General features: G+C 70.7%; 22 protein-coding genes. 17 read left to right on the forward strand and 5 right to left on the reverse strand.

Going from position 1 to position 20,174, the window contains the following annotated elements; all coding sequences use genetic code 11:
• Positions 1-6 precede the first annotated feature (6 nt).
• Positions 7-171, forward strand: a complete 165-nt coding sequence (locus tag IM708_RS02485; protein WP_209424732.1) for a hypothetical protein — start codon at positions 7-9, stop codon at positions 169-171.
• Between the two features lie 73 nt (positions 172-244).
• On the opposite strand, the gene cutA is transcribed toward IM708_RS02485, so the two are convergent.
• On the reverse strand, positions 245-556 hold the full coding sequence (gene cutA / locus IM708_RS02490; protein ID WP_209424825.1) for a divalent-cation tolerance protein CutA: 312 nt from the start codon (positions 554-556) through the stop codon (positions 245-247).
• Positions 557-668: 112 nt separating this feature from the next.
• Here cutA and IM708_RS02495 point away from each other — a divergent pair, with 112 nt between their 5' ends.
• Both IM708_RS02495 and serB read left to right on the forward strand, forming a co-directional pair.
• Positions 669-1,043 carry a DUF2237 domain-containing protein gene (locus IM708_RS02495; RefSeq protein ID WP_209424733.1) on the forward strand — a complete coding sequence of 125 codons (375 nt, stop codon included), beginning with the start codon at positions 669-671 and terminating at the stop codon, positions 1,041-1,043.
• Between the two features lie 181 nt (positions 1,044-1,224).
• Entirely contained in the window at positions 1,225-2,100 is an 876-nt protein-coding gene (gene serB / locus IM708_RS02500) for a phosphoserine phosphatase SerB (RefSeq protein ID WP_209424734.1), read from the forward strand.
• Positions 2,101-2,329: 229 nt separating this feature from the next.
• On the opposite strand, the gene IM708_RS02505 is transcribed toward serB, so the two are convergent.
• A complete protein-coding gene (locus tag IM708_RS02505; RefSeq protein ID WP_245242952.1) occupies positions 2,330-4,294 on the reverse strand; it encodes a 4Fe-4S dicluster domain-containing protein in 1,965 nt (654 codons plus the stop codon).
• A gap of 109 nt (positions 4,295-4,403) precedes the next feature.
• Between IM708_RS02505 and IM708_RS02510 the strand changes: the two genes are divergently transcribed.
• From IM708_RS02510 to IM708_RS02575, 14 genes are all read left to right on the forward strand, one after another.
• Positions 4,404-5,132 (forward strand): biotin/lipoate--protein ligase family protein, encoded by a 729-nt coding sequence (locus IM708_RS02510; RefSeq protein WP_209424735.1) that lies wholly within the window; start codon positions 4,404-4,406, stop codon positions 5,130-5,132.
• Positions 5,129-5,701 (forward strand): DUF6505 family protein, encoded by a 573-nt coding sequence (locus IM708_RS02515; protein ID WP_209424736.1) that lies wholly within the window; start codon positions 5,129-5,131, stop codon positions 5,699-5,701. The genes IM708_RS02510 and IM708_RS02515 overlap by 4 nt, the downstream gene beginning before the upstream one ends.
• Positions 5,694-6,686, forward strand: coding sequence for a DUF6352 family protein (locus tag IM708_RS02520; RefSeq protein WP_209424737.1), 993 nt, complete (start codon positions 5,694-5,696; stop codon positions 6,684-6,686). The genes IM708_RS02515 and IM708_RS02520 overlap by 8 nt, the downstream gene beginning before the upstream one ends.
• A gap of 25 nt (positions 6,687-6,711) precedes the next feature.
• Positions 6,712-7,239 carry a DUF3305 domain-containing protein gene (locus IM708_RS02525; RefSeq protein ID WP_209424738.1) on the forward strand — a complete coding sequence of 176 codons (528 nt, stop codon included), beginning with the start codon at positions 6,712-6,714 and terminating at the stop codon, positions 7,237-7,239.
• Positions 7,236-7,907, forward strand: coding sequence for a DUF3306 domain-containing protein (locus IM708_RS02530; protein WP_209424739.1), 672 nt, complete (start codon positions 7,236-7,238; stop codon positions 7,905-7,907). Before IM708_RS02525 ends, IM708_RS02530 begins: the two co-directional genes overlap by 4 nt.
• Before the next feature lie 131 nt (positions 7,908-8,038).
• Positions 8,039-8,644, forward strand: a complete 606-nt coding sequence (locus IM708_RS02535; protein ID WP_209424740.1) for a molecular chaperone TorD family protein — start codon at positions 8,039-8,041, stop codon at positions 8,642-8,644.
• A gap of 52 nt (positions 8,645-8,696) precedes the next feature.
• A complete protein-coding gene (locus tag IM708_RS02540; protein WP_209424741.1) occupies positions 8,697-8,921 on the forward strand; it encodes a hypothetical protein in 225 nt (74 codons plus the stop codon).
• Between the two features lie 3 nt (positions 8,922-8,924).
• Positions 8,925-11,891 (forward strand): formate dehydrogenase subunit alpha, encoded by a 2,967-nt coding sequence (locus IM708_RS02545; protein WP_209424742.1) that lies wholly within the window; start codon positions 8,925-8,927, stop codon positions 11,889-11,891.
• Between the two features lie 16 nt (positions 11,892-11,907).
• Positions 11,908-12,504 carry a formate dehydrogenase FDH3 subunit beta gene (fdh3B, locus tag IM708_RS02550; RefSeq protein ID WP_209424743.1) on the forward strand — a complete coding sequence of 199 codons (597 nt, stop codon included), beginning with the start codon at positions 11,908-11,910 and terminating at the stop codon, positions 12,502-12,504.
• Between the two features lie 24 nt (positions 12,505-12,528).
• On the forward strand, positions 12,529-13,527 hold the full coding sequence (locus IM708_RS02555) for a formate dehydrogenase subunit gamma (RefSeq protein WP_209424744.1): 999 nt from the start codon (positions 12,529-12,531) through the stop codon (positions 13,525-13,527).
• Positions 13,528-13,667: 140 nt separating this feature from the next.
• A complete protein-coding gene (locus IM708_RS02560) occupies positions 13,668-14,810 on the forward strand; it encodes an Mrp/NBP35 family ATP-binding protein (protein ID WP_209424745.1) in 1,143 nt (380 codons plus the stop codon).
• Positions 14,807-14,962, forward strand: a complete 156-nt coding sequence (locus IM708_RS02565) for a hypothetical protein (protein ID WP_209424746.1) — start codon at positions 14,807-14,809, stop codon at positions 14,960-14,962. The genes IM708_RS02560 and IM708_RS02565 overlap by 4 nt, the downstream gene beginning before the upstream one ends.
• A 5-nt stretch (positions 14,963-14,967) precedes the next feature.
• Positions 14,968-16,215 carry a c-type cytochrome gene (locus IM708_RS02570; protein WP_209424747.1) on the forward strand — a complete coding sequence of 416 codons (1,248 nt, stop codon included), beginning with the start codon at positions 14,968-14,970 and terminating at the stop codon, positions 16,213-16,215.
• 40 nt (positions 16,216-16,255) lie between these two features.
• Positions 16,256-16,501 (forward strand): sulfurtransferase TusA family protein, encoded by a 246-nt coding sequence (locus IM708_RS02575; RefSeq protein ID WP_209424748.1) that lies wholly within the window; start codon positions 16,256-16,258, stop codon positions 16,499-16,501.
• A 344-nt stretch (positions 16,502-16,845) separates the two neighbouring features.
• On the opposite strand, the gene glp is transcribed toward IM708_RS02575, so the two are convergent.
• From glp to mobA, 3 genes are read right to left on the reverse strand one after another with little or no spacing between them, the layout of a single operon-like run.
• A complete protein-coding gene (gene glp, locus IM708_RS02580) occupies positions 16,846-19,032 on the reverse strand; it encodes a gephyrin-like molybdotransferase Glp (RefSeq protein WP_209424749.1) in 2,187 nt (728 codons plus the stop codon).
• Entirely contained in the window at positions 19,029-19,553 is a 525-nt protein-coding gene (gene mobB / locus IM708_RS02585; protein ID WP_209424750.1) for a molybdopterin-guanine dinucleotide biosynthesis protein B, read from the reverse strand. Before mobB ends, glp begins: the two co-directional genes overlap by 4 nt.
• A complete protein-coding gene (gene mobA, locus IM708_RS02590) occupies positions 19,550-20,158 on the reverse strand; it encodes a molybdenum cofactor guanylyltransferase MobA (protein WP_209424751.1) in 609 nt (202 codons plus the stop codon). Before mobA ends, mobB begins: the two co-directional genes overlap by 4 nt.
• Positions 20,159-20,174: the final 16 nt, after the last annotated feature.

A 20,174-nucleotide genomic window follows, 5' to 3' on the forward strand; every position in this document is an offset into this window, starting at 1 on the left:
AAGCCCATGAAAACCAAACTCACTCTTGCCGCTCTGGTCCTGATCGCAAGCCCGGGCATCGCCCTGGCGATGTGCAGCGACATGAAACCGGCGCAGACCGCGACGACCTGCGCCGACGGCACCGTCTGGGACAGCCAGACCGGAACCTGCATCGCACCCGTCAGCAGCTGACGGCAATCGCGGCGCTGCCTCCCTCGTCAGCGCCGCGAAGATCCGGTTTCCGCGCCCGCGGGCGCGGTTTTTTTCAGCCGCGCGTGCCCTCGTCCAACCAGTCGGCGTAGCCGGGGTTGGCTGCCAGCACCGGCAGCGCCACGATCGCCGGCAGATCGTAGGGATGGTGCCGGGCGATCAGCGCGCACAGCCGGTCGAACACCGCCATCCGGCTTTTCATGCGCAGCGTCACCTCGGGGTCGCTTTCGACCCGCCCCTGCCACAGGTAGACGCTTTCCACCCCGGCGACGACATTGGCGCAGGCCGCCAGTCCGGCCTCCACCGTGGCCCGCGCGATCACCCGCGCGGTTTCGACATCCGGGCAGTTGACCTCGACCTCGATCATCTGCGTCACGCCAATCCTCCCCTTGTCATCGCCTGCCGCACCCTGCCACACTCGGGGGCGGCGCCGCCAGTCTCTGGCGTGGGCCAACCTCTGATACCGGAAGGAACCGCCGATGAAGGAACCCTCGATCAACGTGCTGGGCAGCGAGCTCGAGGACTGCTCGACCGACCCGGTCACCGGCTTCTTCCGCAACGGCTGCTGCGACACCGGGCCCGAGGATCGCGGCCTGCACACCGTCTGCGCGCAGATGACCGCGGAATTTCTGGCACTCTCGAAATACCTCGGCAACGACCTCTCGACGCCGCGCCCGGAATGGGGCTTTGCCGGGCTCAAGCCCGGCGATCACTGGTGCCTGTGCGCCGCGCGCTTCCTGCAGGCGCACGAGGAAGGCGCTGCACCCCGGGTCCGGATGCGCGCGACCCATCGCCGCACGCTGGATGTGGTGCCCTTCGAGGTGCTGCAGATGCACGCCAGCGATGCCGGATAAGACCCGGGACAGGTGCCATTGCAAGACGGATATCGGACAAGGCGCTGTTCCGGCCAGCGCGCAACGAAGGGCTAGGGCATGCACGGCGCGCCTCGACCGCCGGCCTCTGGCGCTTCGGACGCAATTGCCCTAATCCCACGGCCGTCCGCGCCAAAGCGCGGCAGCTCAGGAGGTATCGGCCGTGCATGTAGCGACCCTGCTCACCGATCCGGCGCGGGCCGGTCTGGATGCCGCGTTGGTCGAGGCCTTGCGCAACGCCTGGGGCGGGGGCGAAGCGCGCTGGCTCAACCCCGGCATCGCGGCCGAAATCGACCTCGCCACGCCGCCCGCGAACCGGTGGGATGTCTGGGCCGATCTGCAGGCGCAGGGCGTCGATCTGGCGGTGCAGCCCGCTGCAGGCCGGCGCAAGCGCATGCTGCTGGCCGACATGGACAGCACGATGATCGCGCAGGAATGCATCGACGAGCTGGCCGACCTGGCCGGTTTCGGCCCGCAGGTGGCCCGGATCACCGCGCAGGCGATGAATGGCGAACTGGAATTCGAACCCGCCCTGCGCGCGCGCGTCGCGCTTTTCAGGGACACGGATGCGGCGATCGTGGACCGCGTGCTGGCCGAGCGCATCACCTTCACCCCCGGCGGGCGGGACCTGGTAGCGACGATGAAGGCGCACGGCGCGCATACCGCGCTCGTCTCCGGCGGCTTCACCGCCTTCACCGAACGCGTCGCCGCCGAACTGGGCTTCGACGAGCATCGCGCCAACCGGCTGGAAATCGACGCCGGCCGTTTGACCGGAACCGTGGTGGAACCGATCCTCGGCCGGCAGGCCAAGATCGACGCGCTCGACGCGATCACCGCGCGGCTGGGGATCACGCCCGCCGAGGTCATGGCGGTGGGCGACGGCGCGAACGACCTGGGCATGCTGGCGCGCGCCGGTGCCGGGGTGGCGCTGCACGCCAAGCCGGTCGTCGCCGAACGCTGCGATCTGCGCATCAACCACGGCGACCTGACCGCGCTTCTTTACCTGCAGGGCTACGCGGTGGGCGATTTCAAGCGGTAGCGCCTGCGGGTCCCGAGGGCGGCGACCGCCCATCCGGCGCGCGGACCGTCATCCCCCGCAACCGGGCATCCCCGTCTCGCGCGCCGGGTCGAGCACTCGGCCCCGCCCTGCCGCGCCAATTGCGCTCCTGACGGCGTCGGCCTAAAGTTTCATTGCGGTTAACGTCGCCGGATTTTCACTTTATTTCAACGCCTTGAAGGAGTGCGCAAATTTGCGCACCCCGCCACGCTCAATGGGTCTTCTCGTGCGGATCGAAGCCCGCGATCACCACGCGCTCGGTGCGGCAATCGTCGCAAAGTGTCATCAACTCCCGCCGCTTCTCGCCGTCGAGCCCCGAATACATCCAGTGCCCGTCGAGCCTGGCCATCACCCGCTCGATCGAGGACCGCGTGCCGAAGGGCTTGCCGCAGCCGGTGCAGGCAAAGGGCTCCTCCTCCTTCAGCACCCGCTTCGGCGCCTCCCACGCGGCAAAGTCGATCTGCGGGGCCAGCGTGATCGCGTCCTCGGGGCAGGTCGCCGCGCACAGCCCGCACTGCACGCACGCCGCCTCGGTGAAGCGCAGCATCGGCCGGTCGGGATTGTCGCCCAGCGCGCCCGTCGGGCAGACCCCGACGCAGGCCAGGCACAGCGTGCAGGCGTCCCGGTCCAGAACCACCGCACCGAAGGGCGCGCCGGCGGGCAGGTCGATCTGCCGGGTCGGGTCCGGCGCGGCGCGGTTCATCTCGGCCATCGCCAGCGTCAGCAGGCCGCGCTTGTCCGCCGGCGGCAGGAAGGACGACCGGCCCACCCGCGCCGGCACGGGGTCGCGCCACAGCGCAGCCTCCAGCACGTCGGGATCGTCGGTCTGGATCAGTCCGCAAACCTCGGCCGGATAGCCGGTCTCGGCGCTGATCACCTCCATCAGTGCCAGCGTTTCTTCCAGCCCGTCGAGCGGATGCGCGGGCCGGGCTTTCGTCAGCACCCGCACCGCCCCCGCCCCCCAGGCCAGCGCGGCGGCGAAGACTTCGGGGCCGACCTGGCCCGCGTCGTTGATCTGCACCGGGATCGCATGCGCCGGCAGCCCGCGCCCGAACCGGGCCGCAGCATCGATCAGCGCCGCGCCGTGGTCATCATCGTGCAGCAGCAAGACGGGGGCCCCCTGCCCGCCGGCCGCGTACCAGGCCCGCAGCCCGGCGCGCAGCTTCAGCGCCAGCGCCTCGACCCGCGGCAGCGCGTAGGAGGCCGCGCCCGTGGGACAGGCCGCCGCGCATTGCCCGCAACCCGCGCAGATCAGCGGATCGATCGCCACGCTGTCGCCCGCCGGCTCGATCGCGCCGGTCGGACACAGGCCCAGGCAGCGCGTGCAGCCGGTGATCCGGTTGCGCGAATGGGCGCAGAGGTCGGCGCGGAAATCGATGTATTTCGGCTTGTCGAAGGTTCCGACCATACCCTGCGCCCGCGCGATCAGCCGCGCCACGGCGACCGGGTCGCGCGGATCGGCGCGCAGGTAGCCCGGGCGCAACGCATCGGCAGAGAAAAGCGGCGGCGCGCCGGTCAGGTCGATCACCAGATCGCAGCGCGACACGGCGCCGTCGCGCGTCGCCTCGAACTCCAGCCGGCTGCGCGACGACGGCGCCGGCGCGGCGTAGTCGTCCACCGTCAGCTCGAACGCGCCCAGATGGCCCTGCGCAGCGCGCACGCGCCCCTGCAGCACCGGAAAGATCGCCCGACGCGGCGGCGTGACCTCGGCCCCCGGCAGTAGCAGCACCGTGAGGTCCAGCACCTCGGCCAGCAATTGCGCGGCCTCCACGGCCACCGCGTCGCGGCCCAGAACCAGGGTCACGCCCTCGCTTTCCAGGCTCACCGTCTCGAACGGGGCGGGCGCGACACCGGCCATGGCGATCAGCGCCGCCATCTTCGGCCCGGCCTTGGCGGCGGCTTCGGACCAGCCCGCCGCCTCGCGGATGTTCACGAAATCGAGCGCGCCGTCGAACCCCTCGGCCTCGGCCACCTCGGCGAAAAGCGGCGCTTCCTGCGTGCAGGTCACGGTTACGGCATCGAACGCGCCCAGGGCTGCGCGGAAACTGGAAAGCTGCGCGCGGCAAAGCTGATGCGCCGGCCGGCCGGCCGCGCCCGCATGGCCGAGCGCGTCGGCGTCCAGCGGCATCGTCCCTTCGCAACTGCAGGTCAGGATGGTGCGCGCGGATTCTTGCATGGACTTTCCCCTGCCGGATCGAAACATTATCTTGGGCGATATAACCCCGCTTCACGCCGAGTGGTAGGCGGCGACGCGAAATGCCGCCACCGCGATAGAGAGAACCGCTATGTTGCAGACGGCGATTGCGCTGCCACCGCCCTACACGCTGGTGCGGACCGAGAACGCCGATGTCCTGGCCGAAGGAATCCGGCGCGCGCCCCGGGACGGGGCCGGAACGCTGGTCCTTTACCAGAGCCGCGCCGACACCGCGGGACTTGGCCTTCTGTCCTTCGCGGTCGTGCTGGAGCCGGAAGAGCCGCTGGAAACCGCGCAGCTCGCCTTTCTTCTGGGCATGGCGGCGCTGACCGACGCGCTGGCCGCGCATTGCCCGCCCGAACGCGCCCTCCGCATCGTCTGGCCGGACGAGATCCGCTACGACAAGGCACGTCTCGGGGGCGGTCGCCTGGCCATCGCACCCGGCACCGGCAGCAAGGATGTGCCGGACTGGATGGTGTTCGCCGCCGAACTGATCGCCGACCGCAACCACCTGCAGGAGCCCGGCCACCTGGTCGGCTCGACCTCGCTGGCGGAGGAACAGTTCGACCCACCCGAGGAAATCGTTGCCGCCTTCGCGTCCTACATGATGCTCTATTTCGACCGCTGGCAGCATGACGGGATCGAGGCGGTCACCAACCGCTACCTGATGCGCGTCGACCCGCCGCTCCTGCGCGGCGTCCGCCGGATCGAGGGGGATCGGATGATCGAGGTCACGCCTTCGGGCAACCGGCGCTTCCCGCCGCTGTCGGAGGCGCTTGGCGCGACCGGCTGGCGCGACACGGCGGGGCCGAAGCTGTGATCCGCCTGCCGCGCACGATCCGGCTGGACGCATCCGATGCCGTGGTCTTCGCCCGTGCGGCGGAACCCGGCGAATGGGCTGTGCCCGGCACGTTCCTGTTCTGGGGCCAGCACCGAGAAAGCCTGACCCGCAAGCAGCAGATCGCCTTCCGCTCGGGCTTTCTGGGGGTCGGCAGTTTCGGCCATTCGACGCTGGTCGTGGTGCAGGAGGCGACCTTGGCCGAGCGCGCAGAGATGGTCGCCACGCTCGCCCGCGGGCTGGTCGCGCATCTGGGCGCGCCCGACATCGCCACCGCCACCCCGGCCGCCGAGGAGGAGGTGGCGCTGGCCGAAAGCCTCTGCCGCGATCATGCCGCCAACACGCTGATCGCGCTGCACCGCCGTCAGGAGGGCGGCGAAATCCGTGAACAGTTCCGAACCCTGCGCCCGCGCGACGAGACCGCCTTCGGCGCGGGATACCTTCAGGGCCACGACCGGGCGTTCGAGTTCTTCGAGGAAGCCGACGAGGACGAGGGTATCGACCTTGTCGCCCTGCACGCGGCCAGGACCGGCGGGGGGCGCGATGCCTGAATTCTGGGTCGCCAGCGGCCATCACCTGACCCGGCTCGACGCGCGCGGCTGGATGCAGGTCACCGACGCGTTGCTCCTCGCCTGGTTCGCCCGCCCCGAAGTCCTGCCGCCGCCCGAGGCCTGCCCCGCCGAACGCGCGCTCCATGCCCGGCTGATCGCCACCCCGCGTGCGCCGGTCAGCCATTTGGAACTCGCCGCGCTGGCCGACCCCGATGCGCGCGAGAACTGGACCTTCCTTCTGGACATGCGCGACCGGCTGCTGCGCGCCGGCACGATCGAGGGCGGCTATCTTTCGATCGTGCGCGAGGGGCGCCGGTTTCCCGTGGTGCTGCTCAACCAGCTGGTGCAACTGATCCTGCGCAACGCGCTGGAGGGGTGCGAGGATGCGCAGGTGCTGCGCGCCGCCGAGTTGATGTTCCGCCCGCAGCACGGCCATGTGAAGGACGACCGCCTGCTTCTGGCCGACGAGGAACTGGTGCAGCTCTTCGAGGCCGAGATGCACGCCTCGCCCCTGACCGCGATGTTCTCGGGTGGGGTCGACGGGCTGGACGTTCTGGGCGGCGGCAACGAATGGACCTACTGGTCGCGGTCCGATGCGCACACGACCCTGCTGAACTTCGGCGGCGACCCGGCGGCGCGCGCCGGGCTTGCGCGCGCGATCGAGGCGTTTCTGGCCCATTTGCTGGGGCTTCAGGTCACCGTCACGCCGCAGTTGCGCGCTGACGACATCGACCTGCACTGGTTTGTCGGGCTCGACCCGGCGGGAACCGCGATCGGCAACGCGCTCTGGCGTGGCGAGACGCCGCGCGATACGCTGGTCGGCCTCTACCGGCTGGATTTCGCCGATCCCGCGCCGGTGCGGGCCGACATCGCCGGCCATCCGGTCTGGTTGATCCTGGGTCTGGCGCCGGACGGCGGCGTGCGGATGAAGCCGCAGAACCTGGTCGTCGGCCTGCCGCTGAAGACGGGCGATCCGGTGCACTGACGCCGGTGAATTAAGGAAGGACACGATGCCGCAGGAACGCATGCGCATGGGCGTACTGGCAATCCGCCGCCCCCCGGTCACGCGCTGGGGTTCGGGCGAATTGCGCCCTTCGGCCGTTCTGCCGCAGGAGCCCGCCACAGCCCCGCACAAGCTGATCGCCCGGGAACCGGCGGGCGAGACCTGGTATCTGGGCGCGGCCGATGTGACGCTCTGGTCCGGCGACACCGGGCATCATCACGACAATCTGACCTCGGCGCACCCCTCGATCTGGGTGGCGATCCGTGGCCGGACGCCCGAGCAGGCCGAAATCGTCTGCGTCACCGCCGACCCCTACGAGGGCGAGGGCTATGCCAGCGATCCCGACCTGATCGTCGAGGCGGTGCCGATGCCGGCGGGCGTGCGCGCCACCGTCGCCGCCTTCATCGCCGCGCACCATGTCGAGATACCGTTCAAGAAACGCAAGCGCAGCAAGGCGGACCCGGCGGCGATGGACCCCCGCGCGCCGCGCATCCTGCCGCCCGAGGAAAAGTGGGGCGCGGGGAGGAAGCCATGAGCGAGAAGCCGTTTCTGGAACGCTGGGCCGCGCGCAAGTCAGACGCGCGCGACGCAGCAGCCGCCGCCGACGACGCCGAAGCCGCGGGATCGCCCGGCCCCCAGTCGCGGGAACCGGCGCAGGACCCCGCCGCGCCGACTGCGCCCGCACCGGCGCAGCCGATCAGCGAGGACGAACTCGCCGCCCTGCCCCCTGTCGACACGCTGACCGTCGGAAGCGACATCAAGGCCTTCCTGCGCCCCGGCGTGCCCGCACCGCTGAAAAACGCGGCCCTGCGCCGGATGTGGATGCTGACCCCGGCGATTCGCGACCACAGCGACATCGCGGTCGATTACGCTTGGGACTGGAACACGCCGGGCGGCGTGCCGGGCGATGGCGGCACGCTCGACCCCGAGCGGGTGGCGCAATGGGTGCGCGACATCGTCAACCGCAGGGAACCCGACGACCCGCCCCCGGCCGAGGACGCCGAGACCGAAGCGCAAGGCGACCCCGGGCAGGACGCGTCCCCGACGCAACTTCAGGACGACTTGCCCGGCGAAGCCGCCCCCACGGCCCGTTCGTCCCGGACCGGCACCGAATCCGCGGGAGCGGCAGACGCCCGTTCCGAGGGCAGCGCAGAACCGCACGCGGTCGCACCGCCCCGCCACGGCGGCGCGCGCCCGGCCTGACGGTTCCGTGAAGCGCTATGGTATGGCTCGGTATGCAAAGGCGTTTGACGCCGTCATCGGTTATGCGCTAGGTTTTCAATCAGAACGATAAGAGATGCTCGAAACGGGCATCCGGATATGGGAGCCAAAGCATGTCAGCCAGCCAGCCCGGAACCGGGCGAGCGCGCGACCACATGGATCAACTGCGGGGCGAGCAGTATCGCTTCCTCTCGCGCATCCTTGCGGCGCCGCCGGAGGCGGCAATGCTTGACCGGATCGCCGGCCTGCAAGGCGACGACTCGCCCCTGGGCCAGGCCTATGCCGCGCTGGCCCGCACCGCCGCCGCTGCCGACCTCAAGGCGGTCGAGCGCGAGTATTTCGAGCTTTTCATCGGTGTCGGGCGTGGCGAGTTGCTGCCCTACGCCAGTTTCTACCTGACCGGCTTCCTGAACGAACGTCCGCTGGCGGACCTGCGCGGCGATCTGCTGCGCCTGGGCATCGCGCGCGCCAGGGACCGGCACGAGCCGGAGGATCACATCGCGCTGATCCTCGAAGTCATGGCGGGCATGGCCGTGGGCGAGATCGAAATCTCGCCCGAGGACGAAGCCGCCTTCTTCCGCCGTCATCTGGCGCCCTGGGCGGCGCAGTTCTTCGATGACCTGGCCATCGCGCCCAGTGCAGACTTCTACCGCCCGGTGGCTGAAATCGGACGGCTTCTGGTGGATATCGAGGCCCGCGCCTTCGCGCTGGCCGCCTGAGACTTGAGCAAGACGCGTTCGGGCCGCGGCCCGACGAAACGGGAGGATCGACATGGCGAGTGACCGCAAACCAAGGGATCAGGGAAACCCGATCAACCGTCGCACATTCTTCGGCGCGACGCTGGGTGCAGCCAGCGCCGTCGCCCTGACCGCCGGCGGCGCCCGCCCGGTCGAGGCCCAGCAGACCGGCAGCGAGCGCACCCGCGCCCGCTACCAGGTCACCGAACATGTCGAAAACTTCTACCGCACGAACCGCTACTACCGCCGGGAGGAATGAGTAATGCTCGTCAAGCGCAGAACCCGTGAAGCCGCACAGGGCGGCCGCCTGGCCCAGGTCGCGGCCGGACTGTCCGCGAAACCGCTCGACCGTCGCAGCTTCCTGCGCGCCTCGGGCCTGACCGTCGGCGGCCTCGCCGCGCTCGGCAGCATCGGCGGCGGGCTGACCCGCCGGGCCGAGGCCGGGCCGACGGACCACAGCCAGGATATCGAGATCCGCAAGAACATCTGCACCCACTGCTCGGTCGGCTGCACCGTCACCGCCGAGGTGCAGAACGGCGTCTGGGTGGGCCAGGAGCCCAGCTGGTACAGCCCGATCAACCGCGGCACGCATTGCGCCAAGGGCGCCTCGGTGCGCGAGATCGTGCACGGCGACCGCCGCCTGAAATACCCGATGAAGAAGGTCGGCGGGGAATGGCAGCGGATCAGCTGGGAACAGGCGATCGAGGAGGTCGGCGACAAGCTGCTGGAGATCCGCGAGCGCTCGGGCGCCGACAGCGTCTACTGGCTCGGCTCGGCCAAGTTCTCGAACGAGGGCGCGTATCTGATGCGCAAGATGGCCGCCTTCTGGGGGACCAACAACGTCGACCACCAGGCCCGCATCTGCCACTCGACCACGGTCGCGGGCGTGGCCAACACCTGGGGCTACGGCGCGCAGACCAACAGCTACAACGACATCCGCAACTCCAAGACCATGATCTTCATGGGCTCGAACGCGGCCGAGGCGCATCCCGTCTCGCTCCAGCACATCCTCGAGGGCAAGGAGGTCAACCGCGCCAACGTCATCGTCTTCGACCCGCGCTTCACGCGTACGGCGGCGCATGCGACCGAATACGTCCGCTTCCGCCCCGGCACCGATATCGCGGTGATCAACGGCTTGCTCTGGCATATCTTCGAAAACGGCTGGGAGGACACCGAATACCTGTCCCAGCGCGTCTGGGGCATGGACCAGATCCGCGAGGCGGTGAAGGCTTACCCGCCCGAGGTGGTGGAAAACATCAGCTGGATCCCCGGCGACACGCTCCGCCGCGTGGCCGAGATCTTCGCCACCCAGAAGCCCTCGACCTTCATCTGGTGCATGGGCGGCACGCAGCACACCGTCGGCACCGCGAACGTGCGCGCCTACAACAACCTGCTGCTGGCCACCGGCAATGTCGGCAAGGAAGGCACCGGCGCCAACATCTTCCGCGGCCACTGCAACGTGCAGGGGGCGACGGACCTGGGCCTCGATGTCGGCAACCTGCCGCTCTACTACGGGCTCAGCGAAGGCGCCTGGCGCCACTGGTCCCGCGTGTGGGATGTGCCCTACGACTACTTCGTCAGCCGCTTCGACGAGGTTCCGGGCAAGGGCGGCCGCGACCCGCGCACGGCGGAACAGAACATGGAAGTGCCGGGCATCACCTCGACCCGCTGGTTCGACGCCGTGATGATCGACGCCGAGGAGGTCGACCAGCGCGACAACATCAAGGCGATGTTCGTGATGGGCCACGGCGGCAACACCGTGCCGCGGATGCAGGACGCGCAGCGCGGCATGAATGCGCTGGACCTGCTGGTCGTCGCCGACCCGCACCCGACCACCTTCGCCGCGCTGCACTCGCGCACCGACAACACCTACCTTCTACCGATCTGCACGCAGTTCGAGGTGGACGGCTCGCGCACCGCATCGAACCGGTCGCTGCAATGGGGCCAGAAGATCGTCGAGCCGATCTTCGAATCCGACAACGACTTCGCGGTGATGTACCGCCTGTCGGTGAAGCTCGGCTTCGGCGAGGAAATGTTCAAGAACTTCGAGATGATCGAGGGCAAGTTCGGCGTCTATCCCTCGGCCGAGTCGATCCTGCGCGAGATCAATCGCGGCGGCTGGTCCACCGGCTATACCGGCCAGTCGCCCGAGCGGCTGAAGGCCCACATGGCCAACCAGCAGCACTTCGATCTGGTCACGCTGCGCGCCGGCCCCGACGCCCCCGAGGAGGTGCGCGACGACTATTACGGCCTGCCCTGGCCCTGCTGGGGCACGCCCGAGTTCCGCCACCCCGGCTCGCATATCCTCTACAACACCGGGCTGGAGCCGATCCGCGGCGGCGGCGCCTTCCGCCCCCGCTTCGGGCTGGAACGCGACGGGCAGACCCTGCTGGCCGAAGGCAGCTGGCCGGTCGGGTCCGAGATCGAGGACGGCTATCCCGAATTCACCATGGCGCTGCTCCGGCAACTGGGCTGGGATGCCGATCTCACCGCCGATGAACTCGCCTGGATCGAGCGGATCGGCGACGGCGACGAGGACCGGATCAACGCAGTCAGCTGGTCGACCGACCTCTCGGGCGGCATCCAGCGCGTCGCGCTGGAACACGGCTGCGTGCCCTACGGCAACGGCAAGGCCCGGGCAGTCGCCTGGAACCTGCCCGACCCGATCCCGGTCCACCGCGAGCCGATCTACTCGCCGCGCCCCGATCTGGTCAACGACTACCCGACGCTGGAGGATCGGCGACAGCAGCGCATGCCGAACATCGGCCGTTCGGTCCAGATGGCCGGGGTCGAGAACCGCGTGCACGAGAACTTCCCGATCATCCTCACATCCGGACGCCTGGTCGAGTTCGAGGGCGGCGGCGAGGAAACGCGCTCGAATCCCTGGCTGGCCGAGTTGCAGCAGGACATGTTCGTCGAGATCAACACGCGGGACGCCGATGCCCGCGGGATCGTCGATGGCGGCTGGGTCTGGGTGACCGGGGCCGAAGGCGGCTCGCGCGCCCGCGTCAAGGCGCTGGTGACCGAACGCGTCAGCCCGGGCCTCGCCTTCATGCCCTTCCACTTCGCCGGCTGGTTCCAGGGCGAGGATCAGCGGGGCAACTACCCCGAAGGCGCCGACCCGATCGTTCTGGGCGAATCCGTCAATGTGATCACCACCTACGGCTATGACCCGGTGACCGGCATGCACGAAGGCAAGACAACCCTTTGCCAGATCGAAGCCGCGTAAAGGGCAGGAGCAAGACATGGCACGAATGAAGTTTCTCTGCGACGCGGACCGCTGCATCGAATGCAACGCCTGCGTCACCGCCTGCAAGAACGAGCACGAGGTGCCCTGGGGCATCAACCGCCGCCGGGTCGTCACCATCAACGACGGCCTGCCCGGCGAACGCTCGGTCTCGATGGCCTGCATGCACTGCACCGACGCGCCCTGCGCGGCGGTCTGCCCGGTGGCGTGCTTCTACACCACCGACGATGCGGTGGTGCTGCACAACAAGGACACCTGCATCGGCTGCGGCTACTGCTCCTACGCCTGCCCCTTCGGCGCGCCGCAGTATCCGCAGATGGCCAACTTCGGCACCCGCGGCAAGATGGACAAATGCACCTATTGCTCGGGCGGGCCCGAAGCCGACCTCAGCACCGCCGAGTACCAGAAGTACGGCGCCAATCGTCTGGCCGAGGGGAAACTCCCGCTCTGCGCCGAGATGTGCTCGACCAAGGCGCTGCTCGCTGGCGACGGCGACATCATCGCCGAGATCTACCGCGAGCGCGTCGTGACGCGTGGCTATGGCTCGGGCGCCTGGGGCTGGCGCACGGCCTATGGCGACACGGTCAACGTCTGAGCGCGACAGAGGGAGGACAGGCAGATGAGACAACCGATAACCCGCCTCGCGCTCGGCGCGGCAGGCCTTTTCGCCACGGCGTTCGCGGCGCTGGCGCAAGTCAACCCCACCGCCAACTCGGTGCAGGAGGGCGCGCTGATGGAGGCGCTGCAATCCGGCCAGTCGGTCACCGGCCGGATCAGCATCCCCGATTCCGGCGCCTCGGTGCTGATCGACCCGTCGGGGCGCACATGGGCTTCGCTGCACACCGGGACGCTGCAATGGATCACCATCATTGCCGTCCTCGGCATGCTGGCCCTTCTGGTCGCCTTCTACCTCTACCGCGGCCGCGTCCGGGTCGAGGCCGGCTTCTCGGGCCGCAAGATCCTGCGCTTCAACATCATCGATCGCTTCGCTCACTGGCTTCTGGCGACGACCTTCATCATCCTCGCGCTGACCGGCCTCAACCTGATCCTCGGCCGCGCCCTCCTCTTGCCCCTGATCGGCGAGGGGGCCTTCGGCACGCTCTCGGCCTGGGGCAAGATCGCGCACAACTACCTTGCCTGGCCGTTCATGGCCGCGCTGATCATGGTCTTCGTGCTGTGGGTCGCGCACAACATCCCCAACCGGCTTGACCTTGAGTGGATCAAGCAGGCCGGCGGCCTGCTGCAGAAGAACGTCCACCCGCCCGCCAGGAAGTTCAACGCCGGGCAGAAGATCATCTTCTGGTCGGTCATCATCGGCGGCGCGCTGCTCTCCTGGACCGGCATCATGCTGCTCTTCCCCGGCGAGGCTGGCCCGGGCACCGGCTGGCAGTTCTACCAGGTCATCCACGCCGTCGTCTCCGCAGTGATGGTCGCCATCATCCTCGCGCATATCTACATCGGCTCGCTCGGCATGGAGGGGGCGTTCGACGCGATGGGCAACGGCGAGGTCGACGAGAACTGGGCACGCGAGCATCACTCCCTCTGGGTCGAGGAGAAGCTGGGCCGCGACGCCGCCAAGTCCCCGCCGCCCCGCGCCCGCGCCACCCCGGCCGAGTGAGCCTGGCCGGGCCGCGCGGCCGGTCCCCTTCGGGCCGTTCCCCGCCGCCGCGGCCCCCGCATCAGGCCGCCCGTCACCCCGGTGCCGGGCGGCCTTTCTTCACCCCCGGGGCCTTCCGCCCCGCTGCCCTGATCCGAGCCATGAGCACGCCAGACAACAGCCCCGATGACACCGCCCTCGCCCAACGGGCGCGGCAGGTGCTGGCCGCCCTGCCGCTGCCGGATGGCGGCACGCTGGGCGCCTCCGGGCGGCTTTCCGGCATTTCGGTCCAGGCCGGCCGCGTCAGCGCCGCCATCCGCATCCGCCCCGAGGAGGCCGCGGGCTTCGCCCCGCTGCGCGACCGCGCCGATGCCGACCTGCGCGCCGTGCCCGGCGTCGCCCAGGCGATGGTCGTGCTGACCGCGGACACCCCCGCGCCCCAGCAACAACCACCGAAACTGTCGCAAGCCACCCGCCCCCGGCCCAAGGTCCTGCCCGGCGTCGCCCGGGTCATCGCCGTCGCCTCGGGCAAGGGCGGCGTCGGCAAGTCCACCACCGCCGTCAACCTCGCCCTCGGCCTGCGCGCGCTGGGGCTGACAGTCGGCCTTCTGGACGCCGACATCTACGGCCCCTCGCTGCCCACGCTTCTGGGCCTGCGCGGAAAGCCCCGCATGGGCGCCGACCGCCGGCTCCTGCCGATGGACGCCTACGGCCTCAAGGCGATGTCGATGGGCCTTCTGGTGGACGAGGAAACCGCGATGGTCTGGCGCGGCCCGATGGTCATGTCCGCCATCACCCAGATGCTGGCCGAGGTCGACTGGGGCACGCTCGACATCCTGCTCGTCGACATGCCGCCTGGCACCGGCGACGCGCAACTGGCCATCGCCCAGGGCACCGACCTTGCCGGCGCGGTCATCGTCTCGACCCCGCAGGACCTGTCGCTGATCGACGCGCGCCGCGGCATCACCATGTTCCGCAAGGTCGACGTGCCGATCCTGGGCCTGGTCGAGAACATGTCGCACTTCCTCTGCCCGACCTGCGGCGCCGAACACGCCATCTTCGGCCAGGGCGGCGCACGGGACGAGGCCGCACGCCTCGGCGTGCCCTTCCTAGGCGCCGTGCCGCTGACGATGGACCTGCGCGCCGCCTCGGACGCCGGCCAGCCGGTCACCGCCCGCAACCCCGACGGCCCGCTCGGCCGCATCTACCTCGACCTCGCGCGCGCGCTGCGCGCGGAACTCGCGCGCCAGCCGGCGCCCTCCCCTGTTTCCCCTGTCCCCCGCCACGGAGGTTCCACACCATGAAAGCCTTTCTCGCCGCCGTCGTCATCGCCGTCGTGTTCGCCTATGGCGCGGCGCTGCTGCTCCACGACACCTGGCAGACGCCCTCGCATTCCGCCTTCACGACCGAAGGCGCGCGCGTCTCCGACCCGGGCCAGAACCTGATCGGCAACTGAACGCCGTGACCTGCCGACGCCTTGCGCTCGCCGCGCTGACGCTCGTGCTGGCCCTGCCCGCCGCGGCGCAGGACCTGATCGGCCACGGCGGGCCGGTCGGCGCGCTGGATGTGTCCGGCGCGCAGGTCCTCTCGGGCGCCTTCGACACCCGCGCGATCCTCTGGAATGCCGACACCGGGGGCGCCGAACAGGTGCTGCGCTTCCACGACGGCAACGTCACCGCCGTCGCGCATCTGCCCGACGGCCGGCTGGCGACCGGCGGGCAGGACGGCCGCGTCGCCGTCTGGGACCGTGACGGCCGCGAACCCGTCTTCGCCACGCCGCGCGGCACCGCGCAGGTCGCCGCCCTCTCGGTCGCGCCCGACGGCAGCCGCCTGGCCGCGGGCTTCTGGGATGGCACGATCCTGTCGCTCGCCCTCGACGGCTTCGCGATGGACCGCTGGCCGGCGCATGGCGACCGGGTGATGGGCCTTGCGCATCTGCCCGACGGGCGGCTGGCCAGCGCGGGCTCCGACCTGCGCCTCGCGATCTGGGCGCCGGACGGGCGGCTCGCCGCGCGCAGCGACCTGCCCGACCTGCCCAACGGCCTCGCCATCACCCGCGGCCGCATCGCCGTGCCCTTCGCCGAAGGTGCGCTGCGGCTCTTCTCCGATACCGGCGCTCTTCTGCCCGAGCGCTTCCTGACCGACCGCCCGCTGGTCGCCGTCGCCGCCGCCGACGGGCTGGTCGCCGCCGCCGCGGTCGACGGCACGGTCTGGCTGCTCGCCGCCCGCGACCTCGACATCCGGTTCGAGATCGCCTCGGGCCAGGGCCCGGTCTGGGCACTGGCGATGGGCGCTGACGCGCTCTTCACCGGCGGCGGCGACGGCACGATCCGGCGCTTCGCACTATCCGATGGCGCGCGGCAGGGCACCGCCGCAACGCCGCTGGCCGAGGATTTCGACGACGGCAGCCGCGGCGCGCAGGTCTGGCGCGCCTGCGCGGTCTGCCATTCGCTCGACCCCGACGACCGCGGCCGCGCCGGCCCGACCCTGCACGGCGTCTTCGGCCGCCGCATCGGCACCGCGCCAGGCTACGACTATTCCGGCGCGCTCCGCCGCCTCGATATCACCTGGACGCCCCGCACCGTGGCCGAGCTTTTCGAACACGGCCCCGAGGCCTACACCCCCGGCTCGCGCATGCCCGAACAGCGCCTGCCCGACCCCGCCGACCGCGCCGCCCTGGTCGAGTTCCTGGAGCGCCGCGCGCATTGACCCGCTGGACGCCCCGCGCCCCTGCCGCTAGACCGGCGCCATGACCGGCCCCACCCCGTCCCCCTGGGACCTCGAACTCGACGCGCGCGGCCTTCTCTGCCCGCTGCCGGTGCTCAAGGCGCGCAAGCGCCTGCAGGCGATGGCGCCGGGCCAGGTGCTGCGCATGCTGGCCACCGACCCGGCCGCGGCGATCGACGTGCCGCATTTCTGCGCCGAATCCGGCCACGGCTACCTCGGCGCCGAACCCGCGCAGGACGCCACCGCCTACCTGATCCGCCGCCGCTAGCCGCGCCGCGCACCGGCGTCACACGTTACAGCAGAACCCGGCGCCCGACCCGGCATCTTCTGTCCGAAAATATCCTCGGGGGGGTCCCCGCGCCAGCGGGGACGGGGGGCAGACAGCCCCCCTTCCACCCCATCGACCCGGCCAGACCGTTACCACGGAGTAAGCGCGGCGCGCGAAACTGCCATACGTTTGCCATACGCTTGCCATACGCCTGCCAGCCAGATTCCGGCAGCCTCTGTCCCAGTGAAAACAGCGCCTTGCCCCGCCTGCACAGGCCGCGCCGCCGCGCGCCCCGCGCAGCCTGCTTTTCCTGAACGAAAGGTTAAGATGCGCCCCGCCGGCGCTCAGCCCAGCCCGAAACTCGCATAGGGCAGGTAGCGCACGGGCGTGCCGGGCACGATCTCGGCCGCGCCATCGGGCAGCTCGACCAGCCCTTCCGCCCAGCTCAACCCACTGATTCGCCCCGATCCTTCCGAGGCAAAGACCTCCGCCGCCCCCTCCGCGTTCAGCCGCGCCCGCAGGTATTCCCGCCGCCCCGGCTTCTTGCGCTTGGCGAATGCCGCCGGCACCGTGAACCCCTGCGCCGCCACCCACCCCGCACCGGACATCAACGACAACGCCGGGCGCGCGAAGATCAAGGTACAGACCAGCGCCGCCACCGGATTGCCCGGCAACCCGATCACCGGCACCCCACCTCCCCAAAGCGCCAACGCCAGCGGCCGCCCCGGCTTCAGCGCGATGCGCCAGCTCGACAGCTGCCCCTCCTCGCGCAGCAGGCGCGCCACATGATCCTCGTCCCCCGCCGACGCCCCGCCCGAGGTCAGGATCACATCCGCCCGCCGCGCCCCCCGGTCCAGCGCCGCGCGCAGGCGCGCCGGCCGGTCCGGCGCGTGGCCCAGATCCACCGGCAGATGCCCCCAGCGCCGCAGAATGTCCAGTAACATCGGGCGGTTGGCGTCATAGATCTGGTGCGGCTCGGCGGCTGCATCCGTGTCCGCGACGATCTCGTCGCCCGTGGACAGGACCGCCACGCGCAGCGCCCGGCGCACCGCGACCCGGCCGATGCCCAAGGCCGACAGCAGCGCCAGATCCGCCGGCGTCAACCGCCGCCCGGCGGGCAGGACCGGCGCGCCTTCGCCCACATCCTCGCCGGCGCGGCGGGTATTTGCGCCGCGCATCACCGGCCCGTCGAAGGCCACGCGCGCGCCATCGCGCGCGCAATCCTCGTCCAGCACCACGGTATCGACGCCCTCGGGCAGGATCGCGCCGGTCAGGATGCGCACCGCCTGCCCCGCCGGCAACGATCCGGCAAAGGGCTGTCCCGCCGCCGCCCGGCCGGCTGCCAGTGGCAGCGTATAGGGCCCCCCGCCCGCCAGCCCCGCATGGGCAAACCCGTAGCCGTCGACCGCCGAATTGGCGCGCGGCGGGTTCGACCGGCGCGCGACCTGATCGGCGGCCAGAACCCGCCCTCCGGCCTTGGCGACCGGCAACACCTCGGTCCCCGTGACCGGCACCAGCGCCGCGCGCAACTTCTCCAGCGCAGTCTCGACCGGCACCCAGGACACGCCCTGCGGCATGGCGAAGCAGTCGTTGCGCAATCGTGGGGGCGTCAGCGGCGCGGGCTCCGCATCCCCCTCCGGCGGCCTCACCCGCCCCAACACCGCTTCCGCCGCGCGCCGCAGCGCGCCCTCTTGGCCCACACCCAGGATCCAGCCTTCCTCGGCCAGGTTCCAGGCTTCCGGCGGCACCTCGAACAGCGGCGCCAGCGCGTCGCGCGCGGACAGATGCGCCAACGCCAGCGCCAGCAACCGCACCTGCATCTCGTCATTGATCGGTTCCGTGCCGCTTCCGCGCAGGGCCGCAACTTCCGTCCGCAAGAGCGAGGGGAAAACCTCGGCCAGAACGACCGGGGCATCCCGGCAGTCGTCGAACGGCCAGACGGCGACGCGCCCGGAATGGGCCGCGCGCAACCGCCAGAGGACCGGCAGACCGGTCAGTGTCTGGCTGCCCACCGCGCCCGCGCCGCCCAGCTTGAAGACCGATTGCGCGCCGGGCGCGCGGCGGTCGACCCGGCGCAGATCGGCCATTCCGTGCCCCTCCCGCGCGCGCCCCTGCGCCGGCAGGTCGGGCAAATCCAGCCCGGCGGGCCGAAACCAGAACGGCCCCAACCCCGGCAACACCCGATTCATCGCCGCCGCGACCTCGAACCGGTTCGAGCGGTTCTCGGCGTCGTCTCGCAACTGCCGCGCAAGCCACGCCCAGACCGCCAGCGCCTGCGCCTGCCCGGTCAGCGCGGCGGCCAGCCCCGCCGGAAAGCCGAAGGCGAAATCGGCACCGATCAGCATCCGCTCACCGCGCGCGAGCGTCCGGTCGATCAGCGCCCTCAGCCTGTCCTCCGCCTGCCGCCGGGTGCGCGGGTTCATGCTTTCAACGACCTCCCCCTCGGCAGTGGCGATCCAGATCGAATCGCGGCCGCTCGCCGGGCGATTGGCGGCCGACCAGTCGACGATGGCGATGCGGTCGAACCTCATGCCCGCGCCCCGACGAGTCCAACCTCGTTCAGCAGGAAATCGGCGATCGCGGCGGTATCGTCCAGCGGCAGCACCTGCACCGTCAGGCCCGACAGCGTCGGATGCGCCCCCCCGACGCTGGAGGCCACGGCGCGTATCGTCGGGTTCTCAGGCGCCAGAAGCGGCTGGCCGGTTTCCGGGCGATGGGCCTCGATCTTGGGATGCGGGGCGCGTTTGTAGCCCTCCACCAGCACCAGGTCGACCGGCGCCAGATGGGCGATCAGGTCGGCCAGCGGCGGCTCCGGCGCGCCGCGCAACTCCTGCATCAGCGCCCAGCGGACGGGCGAGGCGACGATCACCTGCGCCGCACCCGCCTCCCGGTGGCGATAGCTGTCGCGCCCGGGGTGGTCGATCTCGGTCGCATGATGCGCGTGCTTCACGGTCGAGACCGTGTACCCCCGGCAGGTGATCTCGGCCACCAGACGCTCCATCAGGCCGGTCTTGCCCGAGTTCTTCCATCCGGTCACGCCGTAAAGCTTCATGCCAACCCCGCCAGCTCCTCGGCGCGGGCGATATCCTCGGGCGAGTTGACATTGAAGAAGGGATCGAACCCCGCATCTCCGAATTCGGCGCGGCCCGCGCCGTGCCGGTCGGTCCAGACGACGATCTTGCGCAAGCCGCCACGCAGCGCCGTGCGCAGATCCTCGCGCAAGGCGACGGGCCAGAGGCCAAAGGTCGGGTGCTGCCAGATCCGCCCCGCGCCATCCGGGCTCGCCGCCAGCGCCAGACCCGACGGACCTGCCGCCGCTTGCAGGCGGGTGACCAGATCGCGCGGGAAAAAGGGCGTGTCGGCGGCCGCCGTAACAATCGCCTCGGCCCCCTGCCCCGCCGCCCAGTCGAGCCCGGCCAGCACCCCGGCCAGCGGCCCGGCGTAGCCCTCGACGCTGTCCGGCAGGATCGGCACGCCGAATTCGGCCAGCCGCGACGGATCGCCGTTCGCGTTGATCGCAAGCCCCGCAACCTGCGGCTTCAGCCGCGCGATGACATGATCGATCAGCCGCTGCCCGGCGACCACGCGCAGCCCCTTGTCACCCCCGCCCATGCGCGTCGCGCGTCCGCCGGCCAGAATGACCCCCAGCGGCGTCATGCCCTGACCCTGGCGG

Source organism: Pararhodobacter sp. SW119, assembly GCF_017811755.1.
In the GTDB taxonomy this organism is placed as follows: Bacteria; Pseudomonadota; Alphaproteobacteria; order Rhodobacterales; family Rhodobacteraceae; genus Pararhodobacter.

Bases quoted from the DNA above. Each gene is read 5' to 3' on its own strand.
- IM708_RS02525 (WP_209424738.1), top strand. From the start codon at position 6,712: ATGCCGCAGGAACGCATGCGCATGGGCGTACTGGCAATCCGCCGCCCC.
- IM708_RS02495 (WP_209424733.1), top strand. From the start codon at position 669: ATGAAGGAACCCTCGATCAACGTGCTGGGCAGCGAGCTCGAGGACTGC.
- IM708_RS02545 (WP_209424742.1), top strand. From the start codon at position 8,925: ATGCTCGTCAAGCGCAGAACCCGTGAAGCCGCACAGGGCGGCCGCCTG.
- fdh3B (WP_209424743.1), top strand. From the start codon at position 11,908: ATGGCACGAATGAAGTTTCTCTGCGACGCGGACCGCTGCATCGAATGC.
- IM708_RS02575 (WP_209424748.1), top strand. From the start codon at position 16,256: ATGACCGGCCCCACCCCGTCCCCCTGGGACCTCGAACTCGACGCGCGC.
- IM708_RS02560 (WP_209424745.1), top strand. From the start codon at position 13,668: ATGAGCACGCCAGACAACAGCCCCGATGACACCGCCCTCGCCCAACGG.
- IM708_RS02540 (WP_209424741.1), top strand. From the start codon at position 8,697: ATGGCGAGTGACCGCAAACCAAGGGATCAGGGAAACCCGATCAACCGT.
- IM708_RS02565 (WP_209424746.1), top strand. From the start codon at position 14,807: ATGAAAGCCTTTCTCGCCGCCGTCGTCATCGCCGTCGTGTTCGCCTAT.
- cutA (WP_209424825.1), bottom strand. From the start codon at position 556: ATGATCGAGGTCGAGGTCAACTGCCCGGATGTCGAAACCGCGCGGGTG.
- mobB (WP_209424750.1), bottom strand. From the start codon at position 19,553: ATGAAGCTTTACGGCGTGACCGGATGGAAGAACTCGGGCAAGACCGGC.
- mobA (WP_209424751.1), bottom strand. From the start codon at position 20,158: ATGACGCCGCTGGGGGTCATTCTGGCCGGCGGACGCGCGACGCGCATG.
- IM708_RS02520 (WP_209424737.1), top strand. From the start codon at position 5,694: ATGCCTGAATTCTGGGTCGCCAGCGGCCATCACCTGACCCGGCTCGAC.
- IM708_RS02485 (WP_209424732.1), top strand. From the start codon at position 7: ATGAAAACCAAACTCACTCTTGCCGCTCTGGTCCTGATCGCAAGCCCG.
- IM708_RS02510 (WP_209424735.1), top strand. From the start codon at position 4,404: ATGTTGCAGACGGCGATTGCGCTGCCACCGCCCTACACGCTGGTGCGG.
- glp (WP_209424749.1), bottom strand. From the start codon at position 19,032: ATGAGGTTCGACCGCATCGCCATCGTCGACTGGTCGGCCGCCAATCGC.
- IM708_RS02535 (WP_209424740.1), top strand. From the start codon at position 8,039: ATGTCAGCCAGCCAGCCCGGAACCGGGCGAGCGCGCGACCACATGGAT.
- IM708_RS02505 (WP_245242952.1), bottom strand. From the start codon at position 4,294: ATGCAAGAATCCGCGCGCACCATCCTGACCTGCAGTTGCGAAGGGACG.
- IM708_RS02555 (WP_209424744.1), top strand. From the start codon at position 12,529: ATGAGACAACCGATAACCCGCCTCGCGCTCGGCGCGGCAGGCCTTTTC.
- IM708_RS02530 (WP_209424739.1), top strand. From the start codon at position 7,236: ATGAGCGAGAAGCCGTTTCTGGAACGCTGGGCCGCGCGCAAGTCAGAC.